Source organism: Lactiplantibacillus songbeiensis (genome assembly GCF_005405125.1).
In the GTDB taxonomy this organism is placed as follows: Bacteria; Bacillota; Bacilli; order Lactobacillales; family Lactobacillaceae; genus Lactiplantibacillus; species Lactiplantibacillus songbeiensis.
In genome coordinates, this window is the sequence record NZ_BJDL01000019.1 from 21,781 (window position 1) to 43,283 (window position 21,503).

The 21,503-nt window shown below is 45.6% G+C and carries 20 protein-coding genes; 2 read left to right on the forward strand and 18 right to left on the reverse strand.

Features of this window, described 5'->3' with window-relative positions:
* Window positions 1-68: 68 nt before the first annotated feature.
* A complete protein-coding gene (locus FFM77_RS07695; RefSeq protein ID WP_137635193.1) occupies window positions 69-1,766 on the reverse strand; it encodes a DAK2 domain-containing protein in 1,698 nt (565 codons plus the stop codon).
* A gap of 35 nt (window positions 1,767-1,801) precedes the next feature.
* On the reverse strand, window positions 1,802-2,164 hold the full coding sequence (locus FFM77_RS07700) for an Asp23/Gls24 family envelope stress response protein (RefSeq protein WP_105448342.1): 363 nt from the start codon (window positions 2,162-2,164) through the stop codon (window positions 1,802-1,804).
* A 236-nt stretch (window positions 2,165-2,400) separates the two neighbouring features.
* Here FFM77_RS07700 and rpmB point away from each other — a divergent pair, with 236 nt between their 5' ends.
* On the forward strand, window positions 2,401-2,586 hold the full coding sequence (gene rpmB, locus FFM77_RS07705; RefSeq protein ID WP_137607503.1) for a 50S ribosomal protein L28: 186 nt from the start codon (window positions 2,401-2,403) through the stop codon (window positions 2,584-2,586).
* A 334-nt stretch (window positions 2,587-2,920) separates the two neighbouring features.
* On the opposite strand, the gene FFM77_RS07710 is transcribed toward rpmB, so the two are convergent.
* From FFM77_RS07710 to gmk, 11 genes are all read right to left on the reverse strand, one after another.
* The gene (locus FFM77_RS07710; RefSeq protein ID WP_137635194.1) at window positions 2,921-3,571 is read right to left on the reverse strand and encodes a thiamine diphosphokinase; all 651 of its coding nucleotides are present in this window, start codon (window positions 3,569-3,571) and stop codon (window positions 2,921-2,923) included.
* A complete protein-coding gene (gene rpe / locus FFM77_RS07715) occupies window positions 3,571-4,224 on the reverse strand; it encodes a ribulose-phosphate 3-epimerase (protein WP_137635195.1) in 654 nt (217 codons plus the stop codon). Before rpe ends, FFM77_RS07710 begins: the two co-directional genes overlap by 1 nt.
* Window positions 4,225-4,246: 22 nt before the next feature.
* Entirely contained in the window at window positions 4,247-5,143 is an 897-nt protein-coding gene (rsgA, locus tag FFM77_RS07720; protein WP_137635196.1) for a ribosome small subunit-dependent GTPase A, read from the reverse strand.
* A 112-nt stretch (window positions 5,144-5,255) separates the two neighbouring features.
* Window positions 5,256-7,277, reverse strand: coding sequence for a Stk1 family PASTA domain-containing Ser/Thr kinase (gene pknB, locus FFM77_RS07725; RefSeq protein WP_137635197.1), 2,022 nt, complete (start codon window positions 7,275-7,277; stop codon window positions 5,256-5,258).
* Window positions 7,274-8,020: a Stp1/IreP family PP2C-type Ser/Thr phosphatase gene (locus FFM77_RS07730; protein ID WP_137635198.1), complete on the reverse strand. Its 747-nt coding sequence runs from the start codon at window positions 8,018-8,020 to the stop codon at window positions 7,274-7,276. Before FFM77_RS07730 ends, pknB begins: the two co-directional genes overlap by 4 nt.
* 20 nt (window positions 8,021-8,040) lie before the next feature.
* Window positions 8,041-9,384: a 16S rRNA (cytosine(967)-C(5))-methyltransferase RsmB gene (rsmB, locus tag FFM77_RS07735; RefSeq protein ID WP_137635199.1), complete on the reverse strand. Its 1,344-nt coding sequence runs from the start codon at window positions 9,382-9,384 to the stop codon at window positions 8,041-8,043.
* Window positions 9,381-10,331 (reverse strand): methionyl-tRNA formyltransferase, encoded by a 951-nt coding sequence (fmt, locus tag FFM77_RS07740; RefSeq protein WP_137635200.1) that lies wholly within the window; start codon window positions 10,329-10,331, stop codon window positions 9,381-9,383. The genes rsmB and fmt overlap by 4 nt, the downstream gene beginning before the upstream one ends.
* Window positions 10,332-10,346: 15 nt before the next feature.
* On the reverse strand, window positions 10,347-12,770 hold the full coding sequence (priA, locus tag FFM77_RS07745; RefSeq protein ID WP_137635201.1) for a primosomal protein N': 2,424 nt from the start codon (window positions 12,768-12,770) through the stop codon (window positions 10,347-10,349).
* A gap of 31 nt (window positions 12,771-12,801) precedes the next feature.
* The gene (gene coaBC, locus FFM77_RS07750) at window positions 12,802-14,016 is read right to left on the reverse strand and encodes a bifunctional phosphopantothenoylcysteine decarboxylase/phosphopantothenate--cysteine ligase CoaBC (protein WP_137635202.1); all 1,215 of its coding nucleotides are present in this window, start codon (window positions 14,014-14,016) and stop codon (window positions 12,802-12,804) included.
* Window positions 14,017-14,581: 565 nt separating this feature from the next.
* Window positions 14,582-14,794, reverse strand: a complete 213-nt coding sequence (gene rpoZ, locus FFM77_RS07755; protein ID WP_105448330.1) for a DNA-directed RNA polymerase subunit omega — start codon at window positions 14,792-14,794, stop codon at window positions 14,582-14,584.
* The gene (gene gmk, locus FFM77_RS07760) at window positions 14,791-15,411 is read right to left on the reverse strand and encodes a guanylate kinase (RefSeq protein WP_137635203.1); all 621 of its coding nucleotides are present in this window, start codon (window positions 15,409-15,411) and stop codon (window positions 14,791-14,793) included. The genes rpoZ and gmk overlap by 4 nt, the downstream gene beginning before the upstream one ends.
* A gap of 199 nt (window positions 15,412-15,610) precedes the next feature.
* Between gmk and FFM77_RS07765 the strand changes: the two genes are divergently transcribed.
* Entirely contained in the window at window positions 15,611-15,946 is a 336-nt protein-coding gene (locus FFM77_RS07765) for a hypothetical protein (RefSeq protein WP_137635204.1), read from the forward strand.
* A gap of 163 nt (window positions 15,947-16,109) precedes the next feature.
* Here the strand turns inward: FFM77_RS07765 and FFM77_RS07770 are convergent, their stop codons facing one another.
* The 5 genes from FFM77_RS07770 to recN all read right to left on the reverse strand — a co-directional run bounded on the left by FFM77_RS07770 (window position 16,110) and on the right by recN (window position 21,456).
* The gene (locus tag FFM77_RS07770) at window positions 16,110-16,763 is read right to left on the reverse strand and encodes an ABC transporter permease (RefSeq protein WP_137635205.1); all 654 of its coding nucleotides are present in this window, start codon (window positions 16,761-16,763) and stop codon (window positions 16,110-16,112) included.
* The gene (locus tag FFM77_RS07775) at window positions 16,763-17,698 is read right to left on the reverse strand and encodes an osmoprotectant ABC transporter substrate-binding protein (RefSeq protein ID WP_137635206.1); all 936 of its coding nucleotides are present in this window, start codon (window positions 17,696-17,698) and stop codon (window positions 16,763-16,765) included. Before FFM77_RS07775 ends, FFM77_RS07770 begins: the two co-directional genes overlap by 1 nt.
* 13 nt (window positions 17,699-17,711) lie before the next feature.
* Window positions 17,712-18,341 carry an ABC transporter permease gene (locus tag FFM77_RS07780; RefSeq protein ID WP_137635207.1) on the reverse strand — a complete coding sequence of 210 codons (630 nt, stop codon included), beginning with the start codon at window positions 18,339-18,341 and terminating at the stop codon, window positions 17,712-17,714.
* Entirely contained in the window at window positions 18,338-19,546 is a 1,209-nt protein-coding gene (locus FFM77_RS07785; RefSeq protein WP_171001581.1) for a betaine/proline/choline family ABC transporter ATP-binding protein, read from the reverse strand. Before FFM77_RS07785 ends, FFM77_RS07780 begins: the two co-directional genes overlap by 4 nt.
* Window positions 19,547-19,761: 215 nt before the next feature.
* Window positions 19,762-21,456, reverse strand: coding sequence for a DNA repair protein RecN (gene recN / locus FFM77_RS07790; RefSeq protein WP_137635209.1), 1,695 nt, complete (start codon window positions 21,454-21,456; stop codon window positions 19,762-19,764).
* Between the last annotated feature and the right edge of the window lie 47 nt (window positions 21,457-21,503).

Below are 21,503 nucleotides of genomic sequence, written 5' to 3' on the forward strand. Positions count from 1 at the left end.
TAGCTTGGGCTGCCCCAAGTATTACCGACCATTTTTGACTGTTTTATTGACTAAATCAGTTAAGCGCGTTATTCGACCGAAATCAAGAATGGATAGACAGGTTGGTCACCTTCATGAATTTCAATCTCTAATTCATCATCCAAGGCTTCCACGGCAGACGCTAACTTGTCAGCATCTGCTTTAGTCGCATCCGCACCATAAAAGATCGTGACTAATTCACTATCTTCATCGAGCATCTGTTTGACCATCTCAATGGTTGTTGTTTGCCGATCAGCATCGGTCACCACAATCTTACCATCAACTAAGCCCATGAAATCGTCCTTATGAATTTCCAAGCCATCAATCGTCGTATCACGCACGGCATGCGTCACTTGACCACTAACCACTGTATCCAACGTATCTTCCATTTCAGCTTGGTTATCAGCTAAGTCGGCTTCTGGATTAAATGCCAACATGGCAGTCATCCCTTGCGAAATCGTCTTGCTATGCACGATTTTAACTGGAATATCCGCAACTTCCGCGGCTTGTTCTGCAGCTAAGAAGATGTTTTTATTGTTTGGCAAAACTAACGCCTTGTCCGCGCCACTAGCATTTACCGCTTTAACGATATCCGCGGTACTAGGATTCATCGTTTGACCACCAGCAATAATATCCGTGACCCCAAGGCCTTGGAACAACTTACCAATCCCGTCGCCAGATGAAATCGACACAATCGCATAACCGTGCATATCTGGTTTGGGTTCAGCTGGTGCCGTTACGGCTGCCGCTTGTTCCGTTTCATCATGTTCCATGATGGTTTCTTGTTGCAGCCGCATGTTATCAACTTTGACTTTAATCAAAGCCCCAAAGCGTTGGCCCCAAGTCATCACATCACCAGGATGTTCCGTATGCACATGAACTTTAACGATTTCATCATCGTTAATCACGAGTAAGGAATCACCCAATTTAGCTAAGTAATCATAGAACGTATCATAGTCGAATTTTTGATCAACTAATTTACCATCACCGATTCGAACCATGATTTCAGTACAGTAACCATACTTAATATCATTCGGATCTAGCTTACCTTGCACACTCTGATGATGAGCCGCATCAATCATTGAATCCATCTCAGCATCGTCTGGCTTGTAGTCCGTCGATTCATCGACTTTCCCACTTAAGGCGTCACTAAAGGCTTCTAAGACAAAGGTTAACCCTTGTCCACCAGAATCCACGACCCCAACTTGTTTCAAAACGGGTAACAAGTCTGGCGTTGACTTCAAAGCAGCTTCCGCAGCGGTAACCACTTCAGTCATGACTACGCAAATATCATCCGTCTGCTTAGCGGCATCTTTACCGGCACCAGCAGCTTTCCGAATCACAGTTAAGATAGTTCCTTCAGTTGGCTTCATAACGGCTTTGTAGGCCGTCTGAGCACCTGCAGCGAAGGCTTCCGCTAAATCGTTGGCATCTAAAGTCTCCTTACCAGCGACATTTTTAGAAAACCCCCGGAAAATCTGGGATAAAATAACGCCGGAATTACCCCGCGCACCCATCAACAGTCCTTTAGCTAAGGCTGACGCTAAGTCGCCAACTTTGGTACTGGTTTCGTCGCGTTCATACTTCGCGCCACTCGCCATTGATAAACTCATATTGGTCCCAGTATCACCATCTGGCACTGGGAATACGTTTAGAGAATTAATAAATTCAGCGCGTTGGTTCAGCTTCTGTGAAGCCGCCTGCACCATCTTGCCGAATTCAAGATTCGTTATCTTGGTGATTTTCAATTTCAAAATTCCTCCTTGGCTCACACCAATTTCGATTAGTCGTTCATTACCCGAACACCTTGGACAATGACGTTGACCGAATTGGCCGCAACGCCAAGCATGTTTTGTAAGTTATATTTGACCTTGGCTTGCACGTTCCGGGAAACTTCTGAGATTTTGGTCCCATAGCTCACGATAATGTTGACTTCAATCGCCACCCCATTATCTTCTTGCCGGACAACCACACCTCGTGCAAAGTTTTCGCGGCGTAAAATTTCATTTAAGTTATCGCGAATTTGGTTACGACTAGCCATACCGACGACCCCGTAATTATCCGTTGCCGCCCCGCCAACTACCGTTGCAATCACATCGTTATCAATATCGATTGTGCCAAATTGCGTTTTGATTTTGACAGCCATGAAAATAGCCTCCTTGTTTTAACGCCTTCATTTACGATAGTTTATCATAGCACAACAACCAACGAAAGAAAAATTAAGCGCCTGCCGTATGAAAGCCCGAAATGACCGAATTTAGCAGTAAAGTAAAATTACTTGATAGAAATGTATTGCAACCTTTATTAATCTATGATAAATTATTCTAGTGAATGATAAAGCATCGACCTTTTATCAATGATTACCGAAGGAGGCAGATCAACATGGCAAAAGACTTCGTTACAGGCAAACGGACGCACTTTGGTAACTCGCGTTCTCATGCTTTGAACCACAGCCGCCGCAGCTGGAAAGCTAACTTGCAAAAAGTTCGCATTTTAGTTGATGGTAAACCAAAGAAGGTTTGGGTTTCAGCTCGGACTTTGAAATCAGGTAAAGTAACGCGCGTTTAGCGCAACAAAGCGGCACCGCAAAAATTTTGCGCGTGGCGTTTTTTGTTACCCAAATTCCAGCATTCAGTCCCAACTTTTTATAAACTTTAGAAAACGACCCGTTGATTTTTTAAAATCAGCGGGTCGTTTTTGATTTAATTCATGCTGATTACACTTGGTGCTAGTTAAAATTTCTGCCTGCCGATTCTGGCCCAACCAGAGTGGCAATTTAAGCTAACTAGCACTAAGCGCACGCTGATTACCCAAATTAGGTCAACGCCTTCAAAATAAAAATGATCAGTAATGACTAGGAACTGAAAAAGTGCCCAACATTACCAATCATTTTTAATTTTAACTATTTTTTCGCATCACAACTCTGAATCACGGCAACGACGCCTTGATCAAAGCTAAAGTGACTCGTGGTGCCCACAAATTCATTGCTGGCCCACGAGATTGGATAGTCATTATAGGCTTCGTGTAGTTGATACTTAGCATCACGCAACGTTAAGTGCGTCGGTAACATCGGTACAAACGCCAAATACTTTTTATTGGCCTCTTTTTTCAGCGTATAGTCCCCTGGTAAAAAGAACTGCACCGTATTTTGCAAATCAACCAATTTTATTTTAGGCGCCCAATCCCGAAATTTTGGATCTAACACTAACCATAGATTCGCTAACAAATGATCCAGTCGACCACCCGTGGCGCCATAAATCACGAGTTCATCGGGTTGTAACCGGTTAAAAATCGTCTTAACTGCTAATTGCGTATCAGTTTGATCTTGGTCTGGTTTAACCACGACCGTGCCCGTTAAGGCCTGCTTAACCGTGGCTAATTCGCCGGCATCGATCGAATCAAAGTCCCCGACCGCAATCGTCGGCTGAATACCTAATTTCACTAATCGCAACGCACCACGATCTGCCCCCACCCAAGGACCGGGTAACTGGGCTAGATTCGTTGGCCAACTCGTAGTTGGTCCCCCGACTAACAATCTAACCGTTGTCGTCATTAGTTCGTTGCCACCTTTAAATCTTGAATCCGTTGTTCTGGTTCTGGGCTGTCATAAATATAAGATCCGGCCACAGCCACGGTTGCACCCGCATCATAACATAATTTGGCCGTCTTTTCGTTAATGCCACCATCGACCTCGATGTCAAAGTCATAACCGCCTTGTTGCTTTAATTGTTCGAGGGCTTGAATCTTTTTCAACATTGGTGTTAAGAAGTGTTGACCACCAAAGCCAGGATTAACCGTCATCACTAGTACTTGATCGACTAGTGGCAACAAATCCACAATCTGACTAATTGGCGTTCCCGGATTAACCACAACTTCGGCTTTAGCACCAGCCTGGCGGATTAACTGTAACACGTGATAAATATGGTGCGTACTTTCAACATGTACCCCAATCAAGTCTGCGCCAGCTTGGGCAAACTGTTGGACAAACCGTTCCGGTTCAACAATCATTAAATGACAATCTAATGGTAAGGAAGTCACTGGGCGTAACGCCGCCACCATGCTCATCCCAAAAGATAAATTAGGCACAAATTGACCATCCATGATATCAATGTGCAAGGCATCGACGCCTGCTCGGTCAACCAGCTCAACATCACGTTGCAAGTTAGCAAAATCAGCACTTAGAATTGAAGGGGCAATTTTTATCATTAGTCTTCACTCACTTTTTAAATTACTTTTTCTTGTTATAAATCACTTTTTTATTTTTAATCGTTTCATAGAATTGTAAATAATCATCGTAACGTGACTGCAGGAGTTCACCAGCTGCCAAAGCGGCTTTAACCGCACACTTTGGTTCATTAATATGCACACAGCCCCGGTACTTACAATCAGCACTTAGGCGGACGTATTCTGGGAAATAATGCGTCAGTTCGTTAGCGGCGATATCAAAGACTTCATAAGATGAAAATCCTGGTGTATCCGCCACTAACCCATCAGCAATCTCAATCAAGCTAATCTTCCGGGTCGTATGTTTCCCACGGTTTAAAGCCTGTGAGATTTCACCAGTCGCTAAGTCCAGGCCGGGCCGTAAATGATTCAACAGGGTCGATTTACCAGCCCCGGTCTGACCCATAACCACGGCAACGTGACCCGCCAATGCCTGTTTAATGGCGGTCATCGCACTAGGTGCAAATGCGGCGCGGTCCATGACGACTTGATACCCAATGGCTGCATACGCGGCGGCCAAGGTTGCACGCTGGGCGTACACGGCATCGCTGAGTAAATCAGTCTTGGCCATGTAAATGACTGGTTGAATCCCAGCCACTTCTAAGGCCACTAATTGCCGATCAAGCAAGTTAGTTGAAAATTCTTGTTCGGTCGTGGCCGTCACCACGATAGCCAAATCAACATTAGCGACTGGCGGCCGTACCAGTTCGGTCTCACGCGCTAACACTTTTAAAATATAGCCCTCTTGAGGCGTTGTACTATCAAACTCAACTTGATCACCCACTAATGGCGTAATCCGACGCTTCCGGAAATTTCCTCGCGCCCGGGTCCGATAGAGTTGGCCATCCGCATACACGTCGTAAAAGCCGCTCAGGGATTGGCGAATTTGTCCAATTTTCAAACTAGCACCACCTTATTTTTTATTTGGTACGGTCCACTTTTAACTTTATAACCTATTGTACCAAAGTTAATCTAAAAAAGTCATGCCGAAGCATGACTTTTTTAGTGATTCATTAATTTGCAGCATCTTTATTAGTAACCTTTAGATTCTCATCAACCACCGTTCCGTTGCAAACAATCCGGTATTGGCCGATTTGTTTACCAGATAACTGGAATGGAATACTTAGGCGCGTATCCCGCGTAATGGTAAGATCGCGATATAGTGACGAAATCAGATGACTATCATCTTGAATATACACTTTGACATCGTTTGATTGTGACGTCGCCGTGGTCAAGGTCTGATAAGGGACCGTCGTTTTGACATAAAAGCTCTTCGTCGGCGTACTACTTGTCGGCCGATTACCCTTGGACATATTGACCGTAATCGTCGCGCCAGCTCGCACCTCAGTCCCACCTTCTGGCGATTGTGAGTACGAGTAGCCCGCTTTTTGTTCGTCCGAATAGCCCCGTTTAAAGTCAACGTTCAATCGATTACTATGCGCATAGTCCAAAATATCACTACGGCTTTCACCGGTTAAATCTTTCAACGTCACTAAGCGACTACCGGAACTCACCGTAAAGGTCACGGTCGTTTTGCTAGGCAAGACTTGACTATTGGCGACGACGTCTTGGCTAATGATTTGGCCGGTCGCAATCGACGACGTACTAAACCGTTCTTTGACCGTAAAGCCATCTGCTTCCAGATCACGTTTAACTTCGGCATAAGTCTCATTGACATAGTTGCCAAAACTAATTTTTTTCGATCCATTACTGAGTGTCAGATTAATTCGCGACCGTTCTTGCACCGTTGACTGGGCCCCTGGCAAACTTTTAATTACATGGTTTTTGGCCACGCGATTACTTTTGACGCGTTTGACCGTGCCAACTGACAAATGATGCTTAGCTAATAACTTCGCCGCAGATGCCTGCGTCAGGCCTGAAACACGTGGCACCGTGGTTTCTTTGGGCCGACTGAGTTCTAAGCCAACACCCAAAGCGCCCAACAATAGCAATACAATTGCCCCGATAATCAATAGTTTACGCCGAAACGGATGGCGTTTGGACCATGAACGTTTGGGTAGTGGCGCCTCATCAGCCGACGTTGGTTCCGGCTCAGTCGGTGTCGTTGCTGCTTGTGAAGACAACTTAGGCATCGCCTGAGTCGCTTCAGCCTGCCGATGCGCATCAATTGCGGCTGCAATCTGGGCACTCGGCATGATCTTCGTCTCATCATTGCCAAAGTCTTTAGGTTCAAACCGTTTTTCACCGGTTCGCAGATTAGACAACGTGGTCAAAAGGTCATTAGCCATATCTTCCACCGTGGCATAACGATCCCGCGGGTCTTTCGCGGTGGCTTGTAACACCACGTTTTCTAACGCTTGCGGAATTTGACTGTCGTAGTCGCGGACCGATGGCATCTCACTTTGAAAGTGCTTTAAGGCAATTGAGACGGCCGTTTCCCCTTTAAAGGGCACTGACCCGGTCAACATTTCATATAAAATAATGCCCAGTGAATAAATATCAGATTGCTTGGTAGCCATGCTACCACGGGCTTGTTCCGGCGATAAATAGTGCACGGACCCTAAGATCGTATTCGTTTGGGTCATCGTATGTTCAGATAAGGCAACAGCAATCCCAAAGTCCGTAATTTTAGCATTGCCATTTTCATCAATTAAAATGTTTTGCGGTTTTAAATCGCGATGAATAATGTTATGCGCATGCGCCGTGGCGACCGCACTTAATATTTGTTCCATGATGTCAATGACTTGCTGGAGCGGCAACGGGAAGCGTTCCTTGATGTAATTCTTCAAGTCCATCCCTTTGACGTACTCCATCACCAAGTACTGCATCCCATTTTCTTCGCCGACATCATATAAACTCACGATGTGCGGGTGGACGAGCTCCGTGGTGGCGAGGGCTTCACGCTGAAACCGCTTGATGGTCTTCGGATCATCACGCAAGTCTAGTCGCAGTAGCTTCACCGCCACATCACGGTCCAATATTAAGTCATGCGCCAAGTAAACATTCGCCATACCACCTTCACCTAAAGACCGGATAATGCGATACCGTCCGCTAAGTGTGTAGTTGGGTGTCATTTACTGGCCACCTCACCATCCACAGCCACAATCAAGGCCGTGATATTGTCGTAACCGCCAGCTGAATTCGCCAGTTTAATCAAGGTGGCACACTTGTCAGCAGCTGGTTGATCCGATTGTAAGACTGTTGTTAACTGCTGATCAGTGACCATGTTTGTTAATCCATCTGAACATAAAAGTAACTGGTCACCCGGAGCCATTTTATACAGATTCGTATCAATATCGGCGTCCGGCGAAATTCCGAGCGTTCGCGTAATGATATTTTTTTGTGGATGTTGACGCGCTTGCTCAGCGGAGATTTCCCCTCGCTTCACCAGTTCGTTAACTAACGAGTGATCTTCCGTCAATTGTTGCAACTGACCATCGCGGAATAAATACCCCCGACTGTCGCCAATATTGGCCATCAAGAATTCATCATTAAACATCAAGGCTGCGACCATCGTCGTCCCCATGCCATTTAAATCTGAAAACTCACGCGCCTTTTCAATAATATGCTGATTTTCATCTTGAACTTCGGCGGCTAACCATTTAACGGCATCCGTTGGGTCGCTAAAGGTTGTATTTTCAAACCGATAGCCCATGTGTGAGACCGCCATTTCTGACGCCACATCACCACCTTGATGACCACCGATGCCATCCGCAACAATGGCAAAATTAATCCCCGCGGTGTTTTTAAAAACCCCGACGTAATCTTCATTTTCTTTGCGTTGTTGGCCGATATCAGACCGGTATGCAAAATCCACGGTTTATCCACGCTCCACTATTATTTTTTTCGTAAACAAGCAATAAAGAAGCCATCTGACAAGTAGTCATCCGGATAGATCGATAACGTCTTGTCAGTCCGATCTGCTTTTAACTGATTAGCAGTCGGTGTTTTAACTAGTTCAAAGTCTGGGTGATCAGCTAAGAAAGCTTTAACCACCTGTTGGTTTTCTTGTTCGAGAATGGTACAAGTGCTATACGTCATGATACCACCTTTTTTCAAGGTTGGGGCCACAGCCGTTAAAATTGATAATTGGACTTTTTGTAAGTTCAAACTATCTTGTAACGACTTCTCGTACCGAATTTCTGGTTTCCGGCGAATTAGGCCTAAACCAGAACAAGGTGCATCGACCAAGATCTTGTCAAAGTGGGCTTCGCCAAACTCAGCTTCGGCCTTGCGGGCATCCAATTCGGTGGCGGCAACCCGATCAGCGACGTTCATACGGGCCGCATTCTTACCGATCAGTCGAACCTTGGGCGCATGAATATCTAAGGCAACCACTTGACCACCCTGATCAACATCTAAATTAGCCGCAATTTGGGTCGTCTTCCCACCAGGGGCAGCACAAGCATCCAAGACCAAGTCATTTGGTTGAACATTCAAGGCCGGCACCACCAATTGCGCACTTTCGTCTTGAATCGTAAACATTCCATACTTCATGGCACTGGTATTGATGGCTTGACCTTCATTAACAATAATCCCCACTGGTGAAACTTGACTAGCTTCAACGTCTAAGCCTTCGTCAGTCAATACGGTCGTCACGCCAGCAACATCGGTCATGGCCGTATTGACCCGCAATGATTGTTTAGCCGGTTGATTCAAGGACGCAATCAATTGTTGCATCTTGTCGGCCCCTAATTGGCGCCGTAATTCTTCGATCAACCAGATTGGCATACTATAGGTGATGCTTAGCCGTTCATCAGGATTTTCGATGGCACTAAAGTCGGGCAAACCACGCCGATCCATTTCGTGTAAGACCCCGGTCACAAACCGACGAATCCCAGGATGGCCTTTCACCTTCGCGATTTCAATCGTTTCATTGAAGACAGCGCGCTTAGGAATCTTATCCAAATATTGCCATTGGTAGAGTGCACTCAAAAGTAATTCATGCACCCAGGGATCGAGTTGATGTGGATGGCGTACAAACGGCTTTAACCAGTATTCCAAGGTCAAGCGATGTTGAATCACCCCGTAGACCATGTTCGTTAATAAGTTAATATCCCGTCGATCCATGGAATGTTGATTAATTAATTGATTTAATTGTAGATTTGAATACGCACCGTCTTTGATCTTTGCTAACGCTGAAACCGCTAACCAACGGGCACTATTGCCGACTTCACTCATTTTGTAATTACCTGCTCTCCAGTATTAAATTTATCCACGGCACCATTTAAAAAGGCCGTGATGGTCATCTTAGGTTTCCCAGCTGGCTGCAATTCCTGCACTGACAGCGCGGTCTGATGAGCCGCCGCAATCACTAATTCATGCTTGGTCTTGCGGACAACTTGACCAGGCGCTTGCGTCACCGTTTCAGTTAACGGGGTGACTTGCCAGAACTTAGTCCGCTTACCATCTAGCATCGCATAGGCAATTGGGGCTGGCCGTAACCCGCGAACTTGGTCATCAATCTGGGCAGCTGTCTGGTTAAAGAAGTCCAATTGTTCTTGTTCCGGCTTGATAGTTGGCGCAAACGTCACTTGGTCTTCCGCTTGTGGTGTAGCTTCAATCTCGCCAGCAATCAATTTAGGTAACGTTTCGAGCAATAAATCACGGCCGACGAGACTCAACTTGTCAAACATCGTACCTGTATCATCGTTAGCTTCGATTGGAATCGCTTGTTGCGCCAACATATCACCAGCATCCATCTTTTTGACCATATAAATGATCGTAATCCCGGTTTCGGCTTCGCCATTCATGATTGAGTACTGAACTGGCGCGCCACCCCGATATTTCGGTAATAATGAGCCATGTACGTTAACGGCCCCAATCTTAGCAGCTTTCAGTAACTTGGTTGGTAAGAATTGACCAAAGGCGGCCGTCACGATTAGATCCGGCTGCAAGTCGATGATTTGTTGCATTTCCGGACTGCCACCGATTTTTTCCGGCTGCAAGACCGTAATGTCATGCGCAACCGCCACTTGTTTGACTGGTGAAGCGGTTAAGATATGTTTTCGACCGACTTTGCGGTCTGGTTGGGTTACAACGGCTTTTACGTCGTACCCGGTTTCAATTAAACTCGTTAAAATAGGCGCCGCAAATGCGGGCGTACCCATAAAGACAATGGATGTCAATTTGATTTCCTCCAATTACATAAAATGCAAGGGTTCGACGTCAATCGCAATTTGCAACCCTTGTCGTTGTTGGACCTGGGTCTCGTGCAATAGCGTGGTTAACGTCGCGGCCAGATTCGGCTCGCGCTTGTATTTAATGACGATTTGATAGTAGTAGCGGCGATTAACCCGCGCAATCGGCTTCGGTGTTGGACCCAAGATTTGCGTTGATGGGGTTAATTGCGGTTTAAGCCACTGTAATAACTGGTACATACGTTTAGCGGCGACGGCTTCATCTAAGTCGCTCGCAGTAATTTGAACCGTAAAATAGTATGGCGGATAGCCGCCTTGATGACGCATCCGCATCTCATACTTAAAGAAACCTTCATAATCATGGTGCTGGGCAAACCGAATCGCATAGTGGTCTGGGTTAAAGGTCTGAATATAGACATGGCCGCTCTTTTCAGCTCGGCCAGCCCGACCACTAACTTGTGTTAACAGTTGAAAGGTGCGCTCGCTAGCCCGAAAGTCAGGCAACCCCAAGGCCGTATCGGCGTTCAAGACCCCCACTAAGGTCACATTAGGAAAGTCCAACCCTTTAGCAATCATCTGCGTACCGATTAGAATATCAGCTTCACCACTGCCAAATTGTGACAATAAGCGGGCATGAGCGCCCTTCTTACGGGTTGTATCATTATCCATCCGAATAATCCGAGCATCCGGTAACAAATCCCGCAACTCTTCTTCGACTTTTTCCGTCCCAGTACCATAGTAACGGATCTGGTGACTGTGACAGTTCGGACAAATCCGCGGAATTGCTTCTTCATGGCCACAATAATGGCACTTCATCGTATGTGTATCCATATGCAAGGTCAGCGAAATATCACAGTTGGGACATTTCAAGACAAACCCGCAATCCCGACACAGTACAAAAGACGAATAACCACGCCGATTCAGCATTAAAACACTCTGTTCGTGGCGATCCAACCGATCTTGTAACGCCACTAATAGTGCTTGGGAAAAGTTACTCTCAGCGTGCTTTTGCAGCTCGGTCTTCATATCAATAATGGAGACTTTTGGTAATGGCCGTTGATTGACCCGATCAGCCAACAGTAACCGCTGATACACGCCCTTTTCTGCTCGTGCCCGAGTCTCTAATGACGGCGTCGCTGAGCCTAAAACGACCGGGCAATCATGATACTGACTGCGCCACAAAGCTACTTGCCGGGCATGATACCGTGGCGCATCGTCTTGTTTATAACTACTTTCATGTTCTTCATCCATAATAATCAAGCCCAGATTAGTTAAGGGGGCAAAGACCGCTGACCGCGCGCCAACGACCACTTGGGCTTCCTGACGCTTGATACGGCGCCATTCGTCATACTTCTCACCACTAGACAAGCCACTGTGCAGGACTGCTACGGCTTTACCGAACCGGCCTTTGACCCGTTGGACCATCTGTGGTGTCAGCGAGATTTCTGGTACCAGCATCAGCGCCGTCTTACCTTGAGCCAATGCTGCCGCAATCGACTGTAAGTAAACCTCAGTCTTCCCGCTACCAGTGACCCCTTCAAGTAAAAAGGTGGTCTTGGCGGACTTTTGAACGGCAGCCACAATCTGATCCACAGCGACTTGTTGTTCATCATTAAGCTTCAGTGACTTGGTCGCCTTAATATCAGCGGTCGCATACGGATCACGATAAACTTCGATTGGCGTCTTTTTCAGCCACCCTTTTTGTTCACCCGTCCGAATAACAGCTTCACTGACACCAAATTGATCACTGAACTTTTTTTGCGCCAACGTTTCACCGTTAAGCGTCTGCAACCCTTTTAATAAAGCCACTTGCTTCGCAGCACCAGCCCGGACCGTCTTTTCAGCTTCAACTAACTCGGCTTGATCCAAGACGGCCGTGATGCCAACCACCGTTTTATGCCGGGCTTGATTTTTAACTTGAAAATAAACTTCTACGGCCCCGGCAGCCTGCAAACGTAACAAGTCACTCACTTGTGCGGGTGTCGTGGCCACGTCATCAAACGGGACACTCGATTGACCATGAAAAATCGTCGTTTGAATGTCCGCGGGCGTGGTCGCCGTCGTTCTTAATAGTTTCACATACTTGGCACGCATCACGGCTGGTAGCATCGTCTGCGCACAGGTAATTTGAAATGAAAAAGTACTATCAGCTAACCATTTGGACAGTGCTAACGCTTCAGGATTCAAGACTGGTGCTAGGTCGACCACGGTATCGATGGCCTTTAGCTCACCATCATAGGCCGTTTCATCGGCATCATTACAAGCCAAGACGAACCCTTGAACACGGCGTTTACCACGGCCAAATGGCACCACTACCCGCATTCCGGGCTGGACTTGTGAGCGCCAAGCCGCTGGAATACGATAACTATACGGTCGATTGGTTTGCATCGTTGGCACATCGACCAAAACTTGTGCAATTTGTGCCACCGTCAACTTCCTCTCTTAACCCCACATTGATCTAGGCACCGCGATTAATCGCCGCGGTCAAGACACTGTGGGCAATCTCAGTTTTCGATAATAAATTGGTCGTCACCGGCGTACTGTTCGGCGTTAATAAGGTGACCTGATTGGTATCCCCATTAAAGCCCACGCCCGGTTGCGACACATCGTTAGCAACTAACATATCCAGTTTCTTTTCAGCCAATTTCTTTTCGGCATTCGCTAATAAATGTTGGGTTTCAGCCGCAAAGCCGACCACAAATTGATGCGTTTTTTGGGTCGCTAGCAATTTTAAAATATCCGATGTTTCCGTTAATTCTAACGTCAAACCAGTTTGACCAGGTTGTTTCTTAATTTTTTGATCCACCGCTTGGACGGGTCGATAATCTGAAACCGCCGCGGCCATAACTAATAAGTCGGTAGCCGCAAATTTTGCCGTCACCTGGGTTAACAGTTCTTCCGCTGATAAGACTTCAATATATTTTACCCCGGATGGCCGCGTTAAAGCTGTTGGTGTACTGATCAAGGTCACGGTGGCCCCTAATTCACGAGCCGCCGTCGCAATCGCGTAGCCCATCTTACCGGAAGACCGGTTAGAAATATAGCGCACGGGATCGATCATCTCACGCGTCCCACCCGCAGTAACTAAAACTTTTTTGCCATGTAGCGGCAAATCCGTTTGCTGGTCGATTAAGATTTGGGTCATCCAATCAACGATCTCAGTCGGTTCTGGCATCCGCCCACGGCCAACATAACCTTCTGCTAACATTCCGGTAGCCGGTGTCAATACACGTAACCCATCGGCTTGTAACTGGGCTAAGTTGCGTTGGGTCGCTGGATTGGCATACATATGTGAGTTCATCGCTGGCACCACGAATTTGGGTGCCGTAGTAGCCAGAATCGTTGTCGTGGCCGCATCGTCGGCAATCCCGTTAGCGACTTTGGCGATCAAATTAGCCGTGGCCGGTACCATAATCATTAAGTCCGTCCAGTCGGCTAAAGCAACATGCCCGACATGCTTAGGATCTTGCATGGTAAACTCATCGCTAAACACCGGTTGTTGCGTTAACGTTTGAAAGGTCAACGGCGTCACAAATTCAGTCGCATTTGCTGTCATCGCTACCCGCACTGTGGCACCTTGTTTCATCAATTGCCGAACTAAATAAATGGCTTTATAACTCGCAATCCCACCACTCACAACCACTGTCACATGTTGATCTTGCCAAATACTCACACCAATCACACCCTTTTTCAGTCATGTTTAGACGACTGATAATTTTTTTTTTTTGTTTTGCCACTCTGGTCGGCCCAGAATCAGCTGGAACACGGTGGCCACGTTTTCGAGCCATAGTGCAGTCTCGAAAGTCGGGCTTTATCTAAGTTGAAAACCACGACTAAGATAAACGCCACCACTAAGCCAATTTGGGACCTCCCGACGTTAATTAACAGGTATTAATAAACTTAATGATTAGCTATTTTTAACTCAGTAGTTTATCCGAGAGATTAGTTCCTAAAATGCTCAGCCGTAGCGTTCCAGTATCTTAGAAAACAACTGGTAGACGACAAATTTAATTAATACCAATCGTACCTATATATAACTGTATGACAACCCATTCAAACATCATTAATTAACTACCAGTTAACTAGCTGAGCCGACTGGAGCGACAATAACAACACTTATGAATAATTTTTAAACACGCGTATGTTAATTGTATCAAGAATCAACAGTCACGTGAAGCGTCAAGACCGATGACAGAAAAAAAGCGCCAAGGCACACGGCCTCGACGCTCTTGGTCATCCTAGTCTTTATCGGTTTCGTCCGGGTCAATCATTAAGTCGCCCGCAGCGATTTCTTCCAAAGCCCGACCAATCGTCTTAACAGACTTGTATTCACTTAACATGGGAGCCGCGCCAGCGTCCAATTCATGGGCACGCTTGCTAGCTAACATGATCAATGAGTAACGAGAATTAACTTGCTTTAATAAATCATCAACTGATGGATATAAGATCAAGATTCTGCATCTCCTAACATTTCTTCATACTCTGGCATCACTCGTTTGACACTGAAACGTTCACTGCGAATAATCGCTTTGATCCGTTCAGCAGCCAAAGGAACTTCATCATTTACCACCGCGTAATCATAGTTACGCATCATCTTAATTTCACCAACCGCTTTGGCCATTCGCTTATTGATAACGGCCATATCATCAGTCCCACGACCAATAATGCGGTGCTTTAATTCCATGAGGTCTGGAGGCGTTAAGAAGATAAAGACCCCGTCCGGCATCTTTTCACGCACTTGCATCGCACCGTTAACTTCGATTTCTAAGAAAACGTCTTTGCCAGCTGCTAAAGACTGCTTAATATATTTTAAGGGCGTTCCGTAGTAGTTGTCAACATACTTGGCGTATTCCAGCATACCGCCACTCTTGATTTCATCCTCAAATTCATCTTTGGAGACAAAATAGTAGTCCTTTCCATCAACTTCACCCGGCCGCATGTGCCGCGTTGTCATCGAGACTGAATATTGAAAATCATTATCATCTGAGTCAAAAATTTCCTTCCGGACGGTACCTTTACCGACACCAGAGGGACCTGATAAGACGATTAACATGCCTTGTTTCGCCATAATCGCAAATTCCCCTTATTAAATATGTTTTAAAGATTATTTTGCACTTTTTACCGCGTAATTGCAAGTGTTATTAGGCCTGCCACCATTTTTCGCTATGCTGACGAAAAACTTTTAGTCGAAAACGGAAAATATTGCTTGCTTTTCAGAACGTTCGTTCGTATAATAAAAACACAAACAAATGTTCGAGGTGGCTAATATGCAAAATAAACAAACGCGTCTACAAACTATTTCTAAGAATTTCCAAACGTCGTATCGTCAAATTTTCGACGAGATTACGACCGCTGCTGCAGCCAATGCGCCCTTGCTTCCGCAAATGCCCGCCTTTCAACGGACATTGTTTTTGGAGCAAGCGCAGCAACGGCATTATCAAGTCATGTTGCAAATGCAGCCAGCCTTAACGCAAACGCACCCCTACAATATTCATGGGGTCTTAAAGACCCTATCGTCCGGACAACTCGTGTTAATCAACCGTGAAAAGCACCTGACCCATTTAATTAACTTAGATCAAATCCGTTATTTACAACGGGCTTAAAACTTCATAATTCCTTGCATCAAAAGATGTGATCAGCTTCAATCAAACCTTGCCGATTGAACTGGTGTTTTTGATGCAAACAAAAAGATTGATGTTACAGTTCAACTAGCTTCCCTGAATGAGTTAGAATTGACGCCTGTAAATCAATCTTTTTTTATAACTTTTATTTCTGAGTTGGATCAGCTTTCTTTTCGATCCAACCTAAGATCAAGTCGGAGATGATCGCCATCAACGCCGTTGGTAAAGCCCCGGCTAAGATAATGGCGCCACCGTCCGTCGCATTGGTCCCACGAATAATGATATCACCTAATCCACCGGCACCCACGAAGGTTCCGATTGCGGTAATCCCAATCGCTAACACTAACGCGTTCCGCAACCCCGCCATGATAACGGATAAGGACAAAGGTAATTCCACGATCCGTAAAATCTGCCAACGGGTCATGCCCATCCCTTTACCAGAATCCAAGATTGTCGGACTGACATTTTGCATCCCAGTATAGGTATTCTTAATGATTGGCAGTAAGGCGTACAAGAAGACCGTCACAATAACGGTATTAACGCCTAATCCTAAGCCAATCATAATGATAGATAGCATCGCCAGCGATGGCACCGTCTGAATGACGTTTGCAATCGCAATCACTGTCGCACTCAACCGACTATGATGCGCAATAAAGATCCCAATTGGAATCCCGATAATCGCCGCAAAAAGCACCCCGTAGATTGAAATCAAGAAGTGACGAGCAAATTGACTTAAGACGTACGCGCCGTTTTGTTGATAATAGTAAATCAATTGTTGCAGCATGTTCATATGAGCCATTATTTGTCACTCCCTTCAAAATAGTTGTGTTGTTCAAGAAATTGCTTAGCAACGACTTCAGGTTCGACCAAGTCATTATCGACTTGATAATTCAAGTTTTGCATCGTCTTCAAGCTAATCTTACCGTTCAATCGTGATAAGATCGGCTTTAATTGCGGATGCTGCTTCAAGATGGCATTCGTCGCAACAGCACTAGCATTGTATGGTGGGAAGAAATTCTTATTATCTTTTAAGATTGTCAGATCATAACTCCCAATCCGGCCATCCGTCGAATAACCCAGAATGGCATCCATCTTACCGGATTCCAAAGCATCATAGACTAACCCAATCTGCATCGGATAAGTCTTACCGAACTGGTAACCATACAGCGTTTGAAAGGCATCGTATCCGTCACCTTTTCGTTCCAACCAAGTTTGATCCAACCCGACCGTTAACTTAGACGCAACTTTCTTCATATCACTAACCGTTTTCAAGTTGTACTTTTTGGCCGTTTGCTTCGTCACCATAAAGGCATACGTATCCGCAAATCCATATGATGGGAAGTAGTGCATTTGATATTTGGTATTAAACTGATCTTTAACTTTTTGGTCAGTTTCCTTGATGTGGGCCCGGTCGACTTTTTCACCTAAAATCGTGGATAAGTCAGTCCCGGTATACCGAATCGCAGAGATATCAGCTTGCTTACTCTTCAGTGCATTGAAACTAACCGTCCCAGAACCCAAGTTGTTAATAATAGTCGTATTCAGCTTAGAATAGTGCTGAATCATATCTTGGATCATATAGGCCATAATCTGTTGTTCCGTCGTGTTTTGTGAGGCAATCCGTACCGTATCTGATGACGTACCGGCTAAGCCTGGAAAGCCACATCCCGCTAAGACAAAGACACTGGCAACCGTGGCAACGGCACCTAAAATCCATTTTTTAATCTTTCGCATGTCGTTTCCCTCCTTACGCCTGTGACGTCCGTGGGGTAACAACGGCTTCTAATTTACCCAATAACCAATCAACAATTAACGCTAAAATAATCACGGGAATCGAACCGCCCAAAATCAAATCAGTCCGATACAAGTTTAAACCATTGAAAATAAAGTCCCCTAAACCACCAGCACCAATATAAGACGCCAGAGCGGCCCAAGCAATTACATAGGTCGCGGACAAACGAATCCCGGACATGATCACCGGAGCAGCCATTGGCACTTCCACTTTAATAATGGATTGCCACCCGGTCAGTCCCATCCCTTTGGCCGCATCAATCAGCGACGGTTCGACATCTTCCATCCCCAGATACGTATTCCGTAAAATGGGTAACAATGAATAGATGAACAACGCCACAATGGCTGGAATGGCGCCAATCCCGAAAAACGGAATCATTAGGGCTAATAAGGCCATTGCGGGAATCGTCTGTAGCATACTGGCAATTGCCATCACGACATTAGCAATCTTTTTAACGCGTGTTAACAAAATGCCCAGCGGGACCGCCACAATAATCCCTAACGCCAACGCAATCGCTGAGATGTAGATATGTTGCCATGTCTTCATCAGCAGTTGTGTGCCGTATGTTTGTAAGAACGTGATCATTGCTGATCACCGCCTTCAGCGCCAGTCTGATCATTGGCTTTAGCCTTGGTGGTATCCTCTCCGTGATGAATGTTATCGGATTCTTCATCTTCTTCTTCGTCACCCCAAAGGGCATCATAAACAATATCGACCAAGGTCGCCCGGGTGACAATCCCAACTAAACGATGTTGATCATCTACAACCGGAATATTCTTAAACCCGCGTTTCAAGATCCGTTCAACCGTATCCCGAATCAACGAGTTTGACTGAACATAGAAGATATCACGTTTCATAATATCATCCACACTGGTGGCGGAATTAAAGCTGTAATCCACATCTTCAATCCCAATCATGCCCTTAAGAATACCAGCTTCATCGGTCACTAAGAGTGAATCGACCCGCTTGTCATGCATTAACCGTAAGGCCGCTGTTAAAGACTTACCAGGAGTGGTTGCGATTGGACTCTTTAACATGACTTGTCCAACCGTCGTGATACTTGGACGGGCTTGAATCAAGCGGTCTTTCCCAATCAGATTCTCAACGAATTCGTTAGCGGGATGCCGTAAGATACCATCGGGTGTATCCACTTGCATAATCTTACCGCCGTCCATGACGACAATCCGCGTGGATAATTTCAACGCTTCATCCATATCATGAGTGACAAAGACGAAGGTCTTGCCAAGTCGTTCTTGCAAATCTTTAACTAAGTCTTGCAAGGCTTCGCGGGTAATTGGGTCCAACGCCCCAAAAGGTTCATCCATTAAGACTAAGTCCTGATTAGCGGCTAAGGCCCGGACAACCCCGATCCGTTGTTGTTGCCCACCAGATAGTTCGGATGGATAACGATCCAAGTAATCTTCTGGCAATTCAACTAACTTAATCATTTCTTTAGCCCGTTCATTCATCTTATCTTGGGGCCACTTTAATAATTTCGGTACCATCGTAATATTGTCGCGAATCGTCATATGTGGCATCAAACCAATATTTTGAATGACGTAACCAATCTTGCGCCGTAACTTAACGGGGTCCATCTGGCCAATATCTTGACCCTCGAGCTTAATTGTCCCCGAAGTCTGACTCAACATCCGATTAATCATTCGCATCGTAGTCGTTTTCCCTGAACCAGACGTTCCGATGAAGCAGACAAATTCACCTTTTTCGATTTCCAAATTAAAATCTTCGACAGCAACTTTGCCACCGGGATAAGTTTTGTTCAAATGTTCCATTGTCAGAAACAACCTCATCACTCCAATCTTTTTATTATTATAAATTACTAATTTAAAGCATTACACATTAAATGATAACTTATACTGAAACCTAATTGCAAACAACTCGTCATACAATCATTATATTTATCATTATTTTTCAACGTCGAAAACCTAATTAGACGCCAAAAAGAGCCTGCATGAAAAATCTCAGGCTCTATCACGTTAGACGGACATTATTCAGCTTTTTCTTCGCCAGCCAGCCGTAACAGTTCTTCCGCATGTTCCAGCGATAACTTGGTCACTTTGGTCCCAGCTAGCATCCGGGCTAATTCTTGAACCCGTGACTTTTGATCCATCTTCGTGACGCTGGTCTTGGTCCGCTGACCCGTAATCTTCTTGGCGATAAAGTAATGATGATCGCTCATCGCCGCTACTTGTGGCAAATGAGTGATACATAATACTTGTGAGAATCGGGCAATCCCACTAATTTTTTCAGCAATTGCCTGGGCCACACGCCCACTGACCCCAGTGTCAACTTCATCAAAGATAATACTGGTAATCCCTTGTGATTCTGAGAAGATCGTCTTCAAAGCCAGCATCATCCGCGACAATTCCCCACCTGAAGCAATCTTCGCTAATGGTCGCATCCGTTCACCGGGGTTGGTCTGGATGTAGAATTCGACACTATCTAAACCACTGCGAAAAATTTGCCCCTTCGTTGGCTTAAAACGAACTTCAAAGACGGCTTTATCCATATATAAATCTTTTAATTCTTGATGAATTTGGCGTTGTAATGTCTTGGCACAAGTTCGCCGCTTATCTGATAATTGCCGACCAGTCGCTAACAAGGCATCCTTTTTCTCGGCAACCCGTTGTGACAGGCCTTCACTATTTTCTTCCGAATCCGTCATCTTTGCTAGTTCAGCTGAGATTTTCTTGTAGTAATCCAAGACCTGCTGCTCAGAATCACCATACTTACGTTTCAGTTGGCCTAAGACATCTAGCCGTTGTTCAATCTCATCTAAGCGCCCTTCGTCAAATTCTTGCAAGTCTAATTGATTCGAGATCTGACCCGCCGCATCTTGTAACGCATAAAAGGCATTTTTAACATTCACTGTAATTTCGTTAAAGGCGGGGTCTAAGTTGGCAATTGTCTCAAGCGCATTCATCGCCGTCCCAACTGTATCGACTGCCCCCGGCGTTTCTTCCCCATCAGCTAATAAGGTATAGCTTTGCCGCAAGGCTTGGTTAATCGTTTGATAGTTGTCTAAGCGATCGCGTTCGGCCGTTAATTCAGCTTCTTCACCAACCCGCACTTGAGCTGCTGAAATCTCTTCCACTTGGAAGTTCAGCATGTCTAAGCGCTGAGCCCATTCTTTTTCATTCGCGTTTTTTTGACGCAGTTCTTGATTTAACTGTTGATAATCTTCATATTGTTGCCGATATTTGGTTTTCAGTTTGCGAATCTTGCCAGCCGCAAATTCATCTAACAGCCCTAAGTGTTTATCTGGTTGCATCAGTTCTTGGTGCTCATTTTGACCATGAATATCGACGATGGTCTCGCCAATCCGTTTTAACGTGGTGGTGTTGACTAGCATGCCGTTAATTCGACAAGTATTACGACCACTTTTGGCAATCTCGCGCTGCAAGATCACGGTATTGTCCGCGTGATCAATCCCCGCTTCATCGAGCAACTGCGCAGTCACGCCATCAGCTGGCAGAATAAACATCCCTTGTAAGACCGCTTTATCGGCGCCCGTCCGGATGAATTCTTGTGACCCGCGACCACCAGCTAATAACCCGACCGCATCAATAATAATTGACTTACCGGCCCCCGTCTCCCCAGTCAGAACGGTCATCCCATTTTCAAAGGCAATATCTAAATGTTCAATAATAGCAAAATTAGTAATTGAAAGTTCTTGTAACACCGCGATTCCTCCCTAAAAAAAACGACCCGCCACAGAAACTGTGCGCA

Excerpts from the sequence above, each read along its gene's own strand:
- rsmB (WP_137635199.1), bottom strand. The coding sequence starts at position 9,384 with ATGAGTGAAGTCGGCAATAGTGCCCGTTGGTTAGCGGTTTCAGCGTTA.
- FFM77_RS07770 (WP_137635205.1), bottom strand. The coding sequence starts at position 16,763 with ATGGCTCATATGAACATGCTGCAACAATTGATTTACTATTATCAACAA.
- rpe (WP_137635195.1), bottom strand. The coding sequence starts at position 4,224 with ATGATAAAAATTGCCCCTTCAATTCTAAGTGCTGATTTTGCTAACTTG.
- FFM77_RS07775 (WP_137635206.1), bottom strand. The coding sequence starts at position 17,698 with ATGCGAAAGATTAAAAAATGGATTTTAGGTGCCGTTGCCACGGTTGCC.
- gmk (WP_137635203.1), bottom strand. The coding sequence starts at position 15,411 with ATGGCGAAACAAGGCATGTTAATCGTCTTATCAGGTCCCTCTGGTGTC.
- FFM77_RS07765 (WP_137635204.1), top strand. The coding sequence starts at position 15,611 with ATGCAAAATAAACAAACGCGTCTACAAACTATTTCTAAGAATTTCCAA.
- FFM77_RS07710 (WP_137635194.1), bottom strand. The coding sequence starts at position 3,571 with ATGACGACAACGGTTAGATTGTTAGTCGGGGGACCAACTACGAGTTGG.
- FFM77_RS07700 (WP_105448342.1), bottom strand. The coding sequence starts at position 2,164 with ATGGCTGTCAAAATCAAAACGCAATTTGGCACAATCGATATTGATAAC.
- pknB (WP_137635197.1), bottom strand. The coding sequence starts at position 7,277 with ATGACACCCAACTACACACTTAGCGGACGGTATCGCATTATCCGGTCT.
- FFM77_RS07785 (WP_171001581.1), bottom strand. The coding sequence starts at position 19,546 with ATGGAACATTTGAACAAAACTTATCCCGGTGGCAAAGTTGCTGTCGAA.
- rpmB (WP_137607503.1), top strand. The coding sequence starts at position 2,401 with ATGGCAAAAGACTTCGTTACAGGCAAACGGACGCACTTTGGTAACTCG.
- FFM77_RS07780 (WP_137635207.1), bottom strand. The coding sequence starts at position 18,341 with ATGATCACGTTCTTACAAACATACGGCACACAACTGCTGATGAAGACA.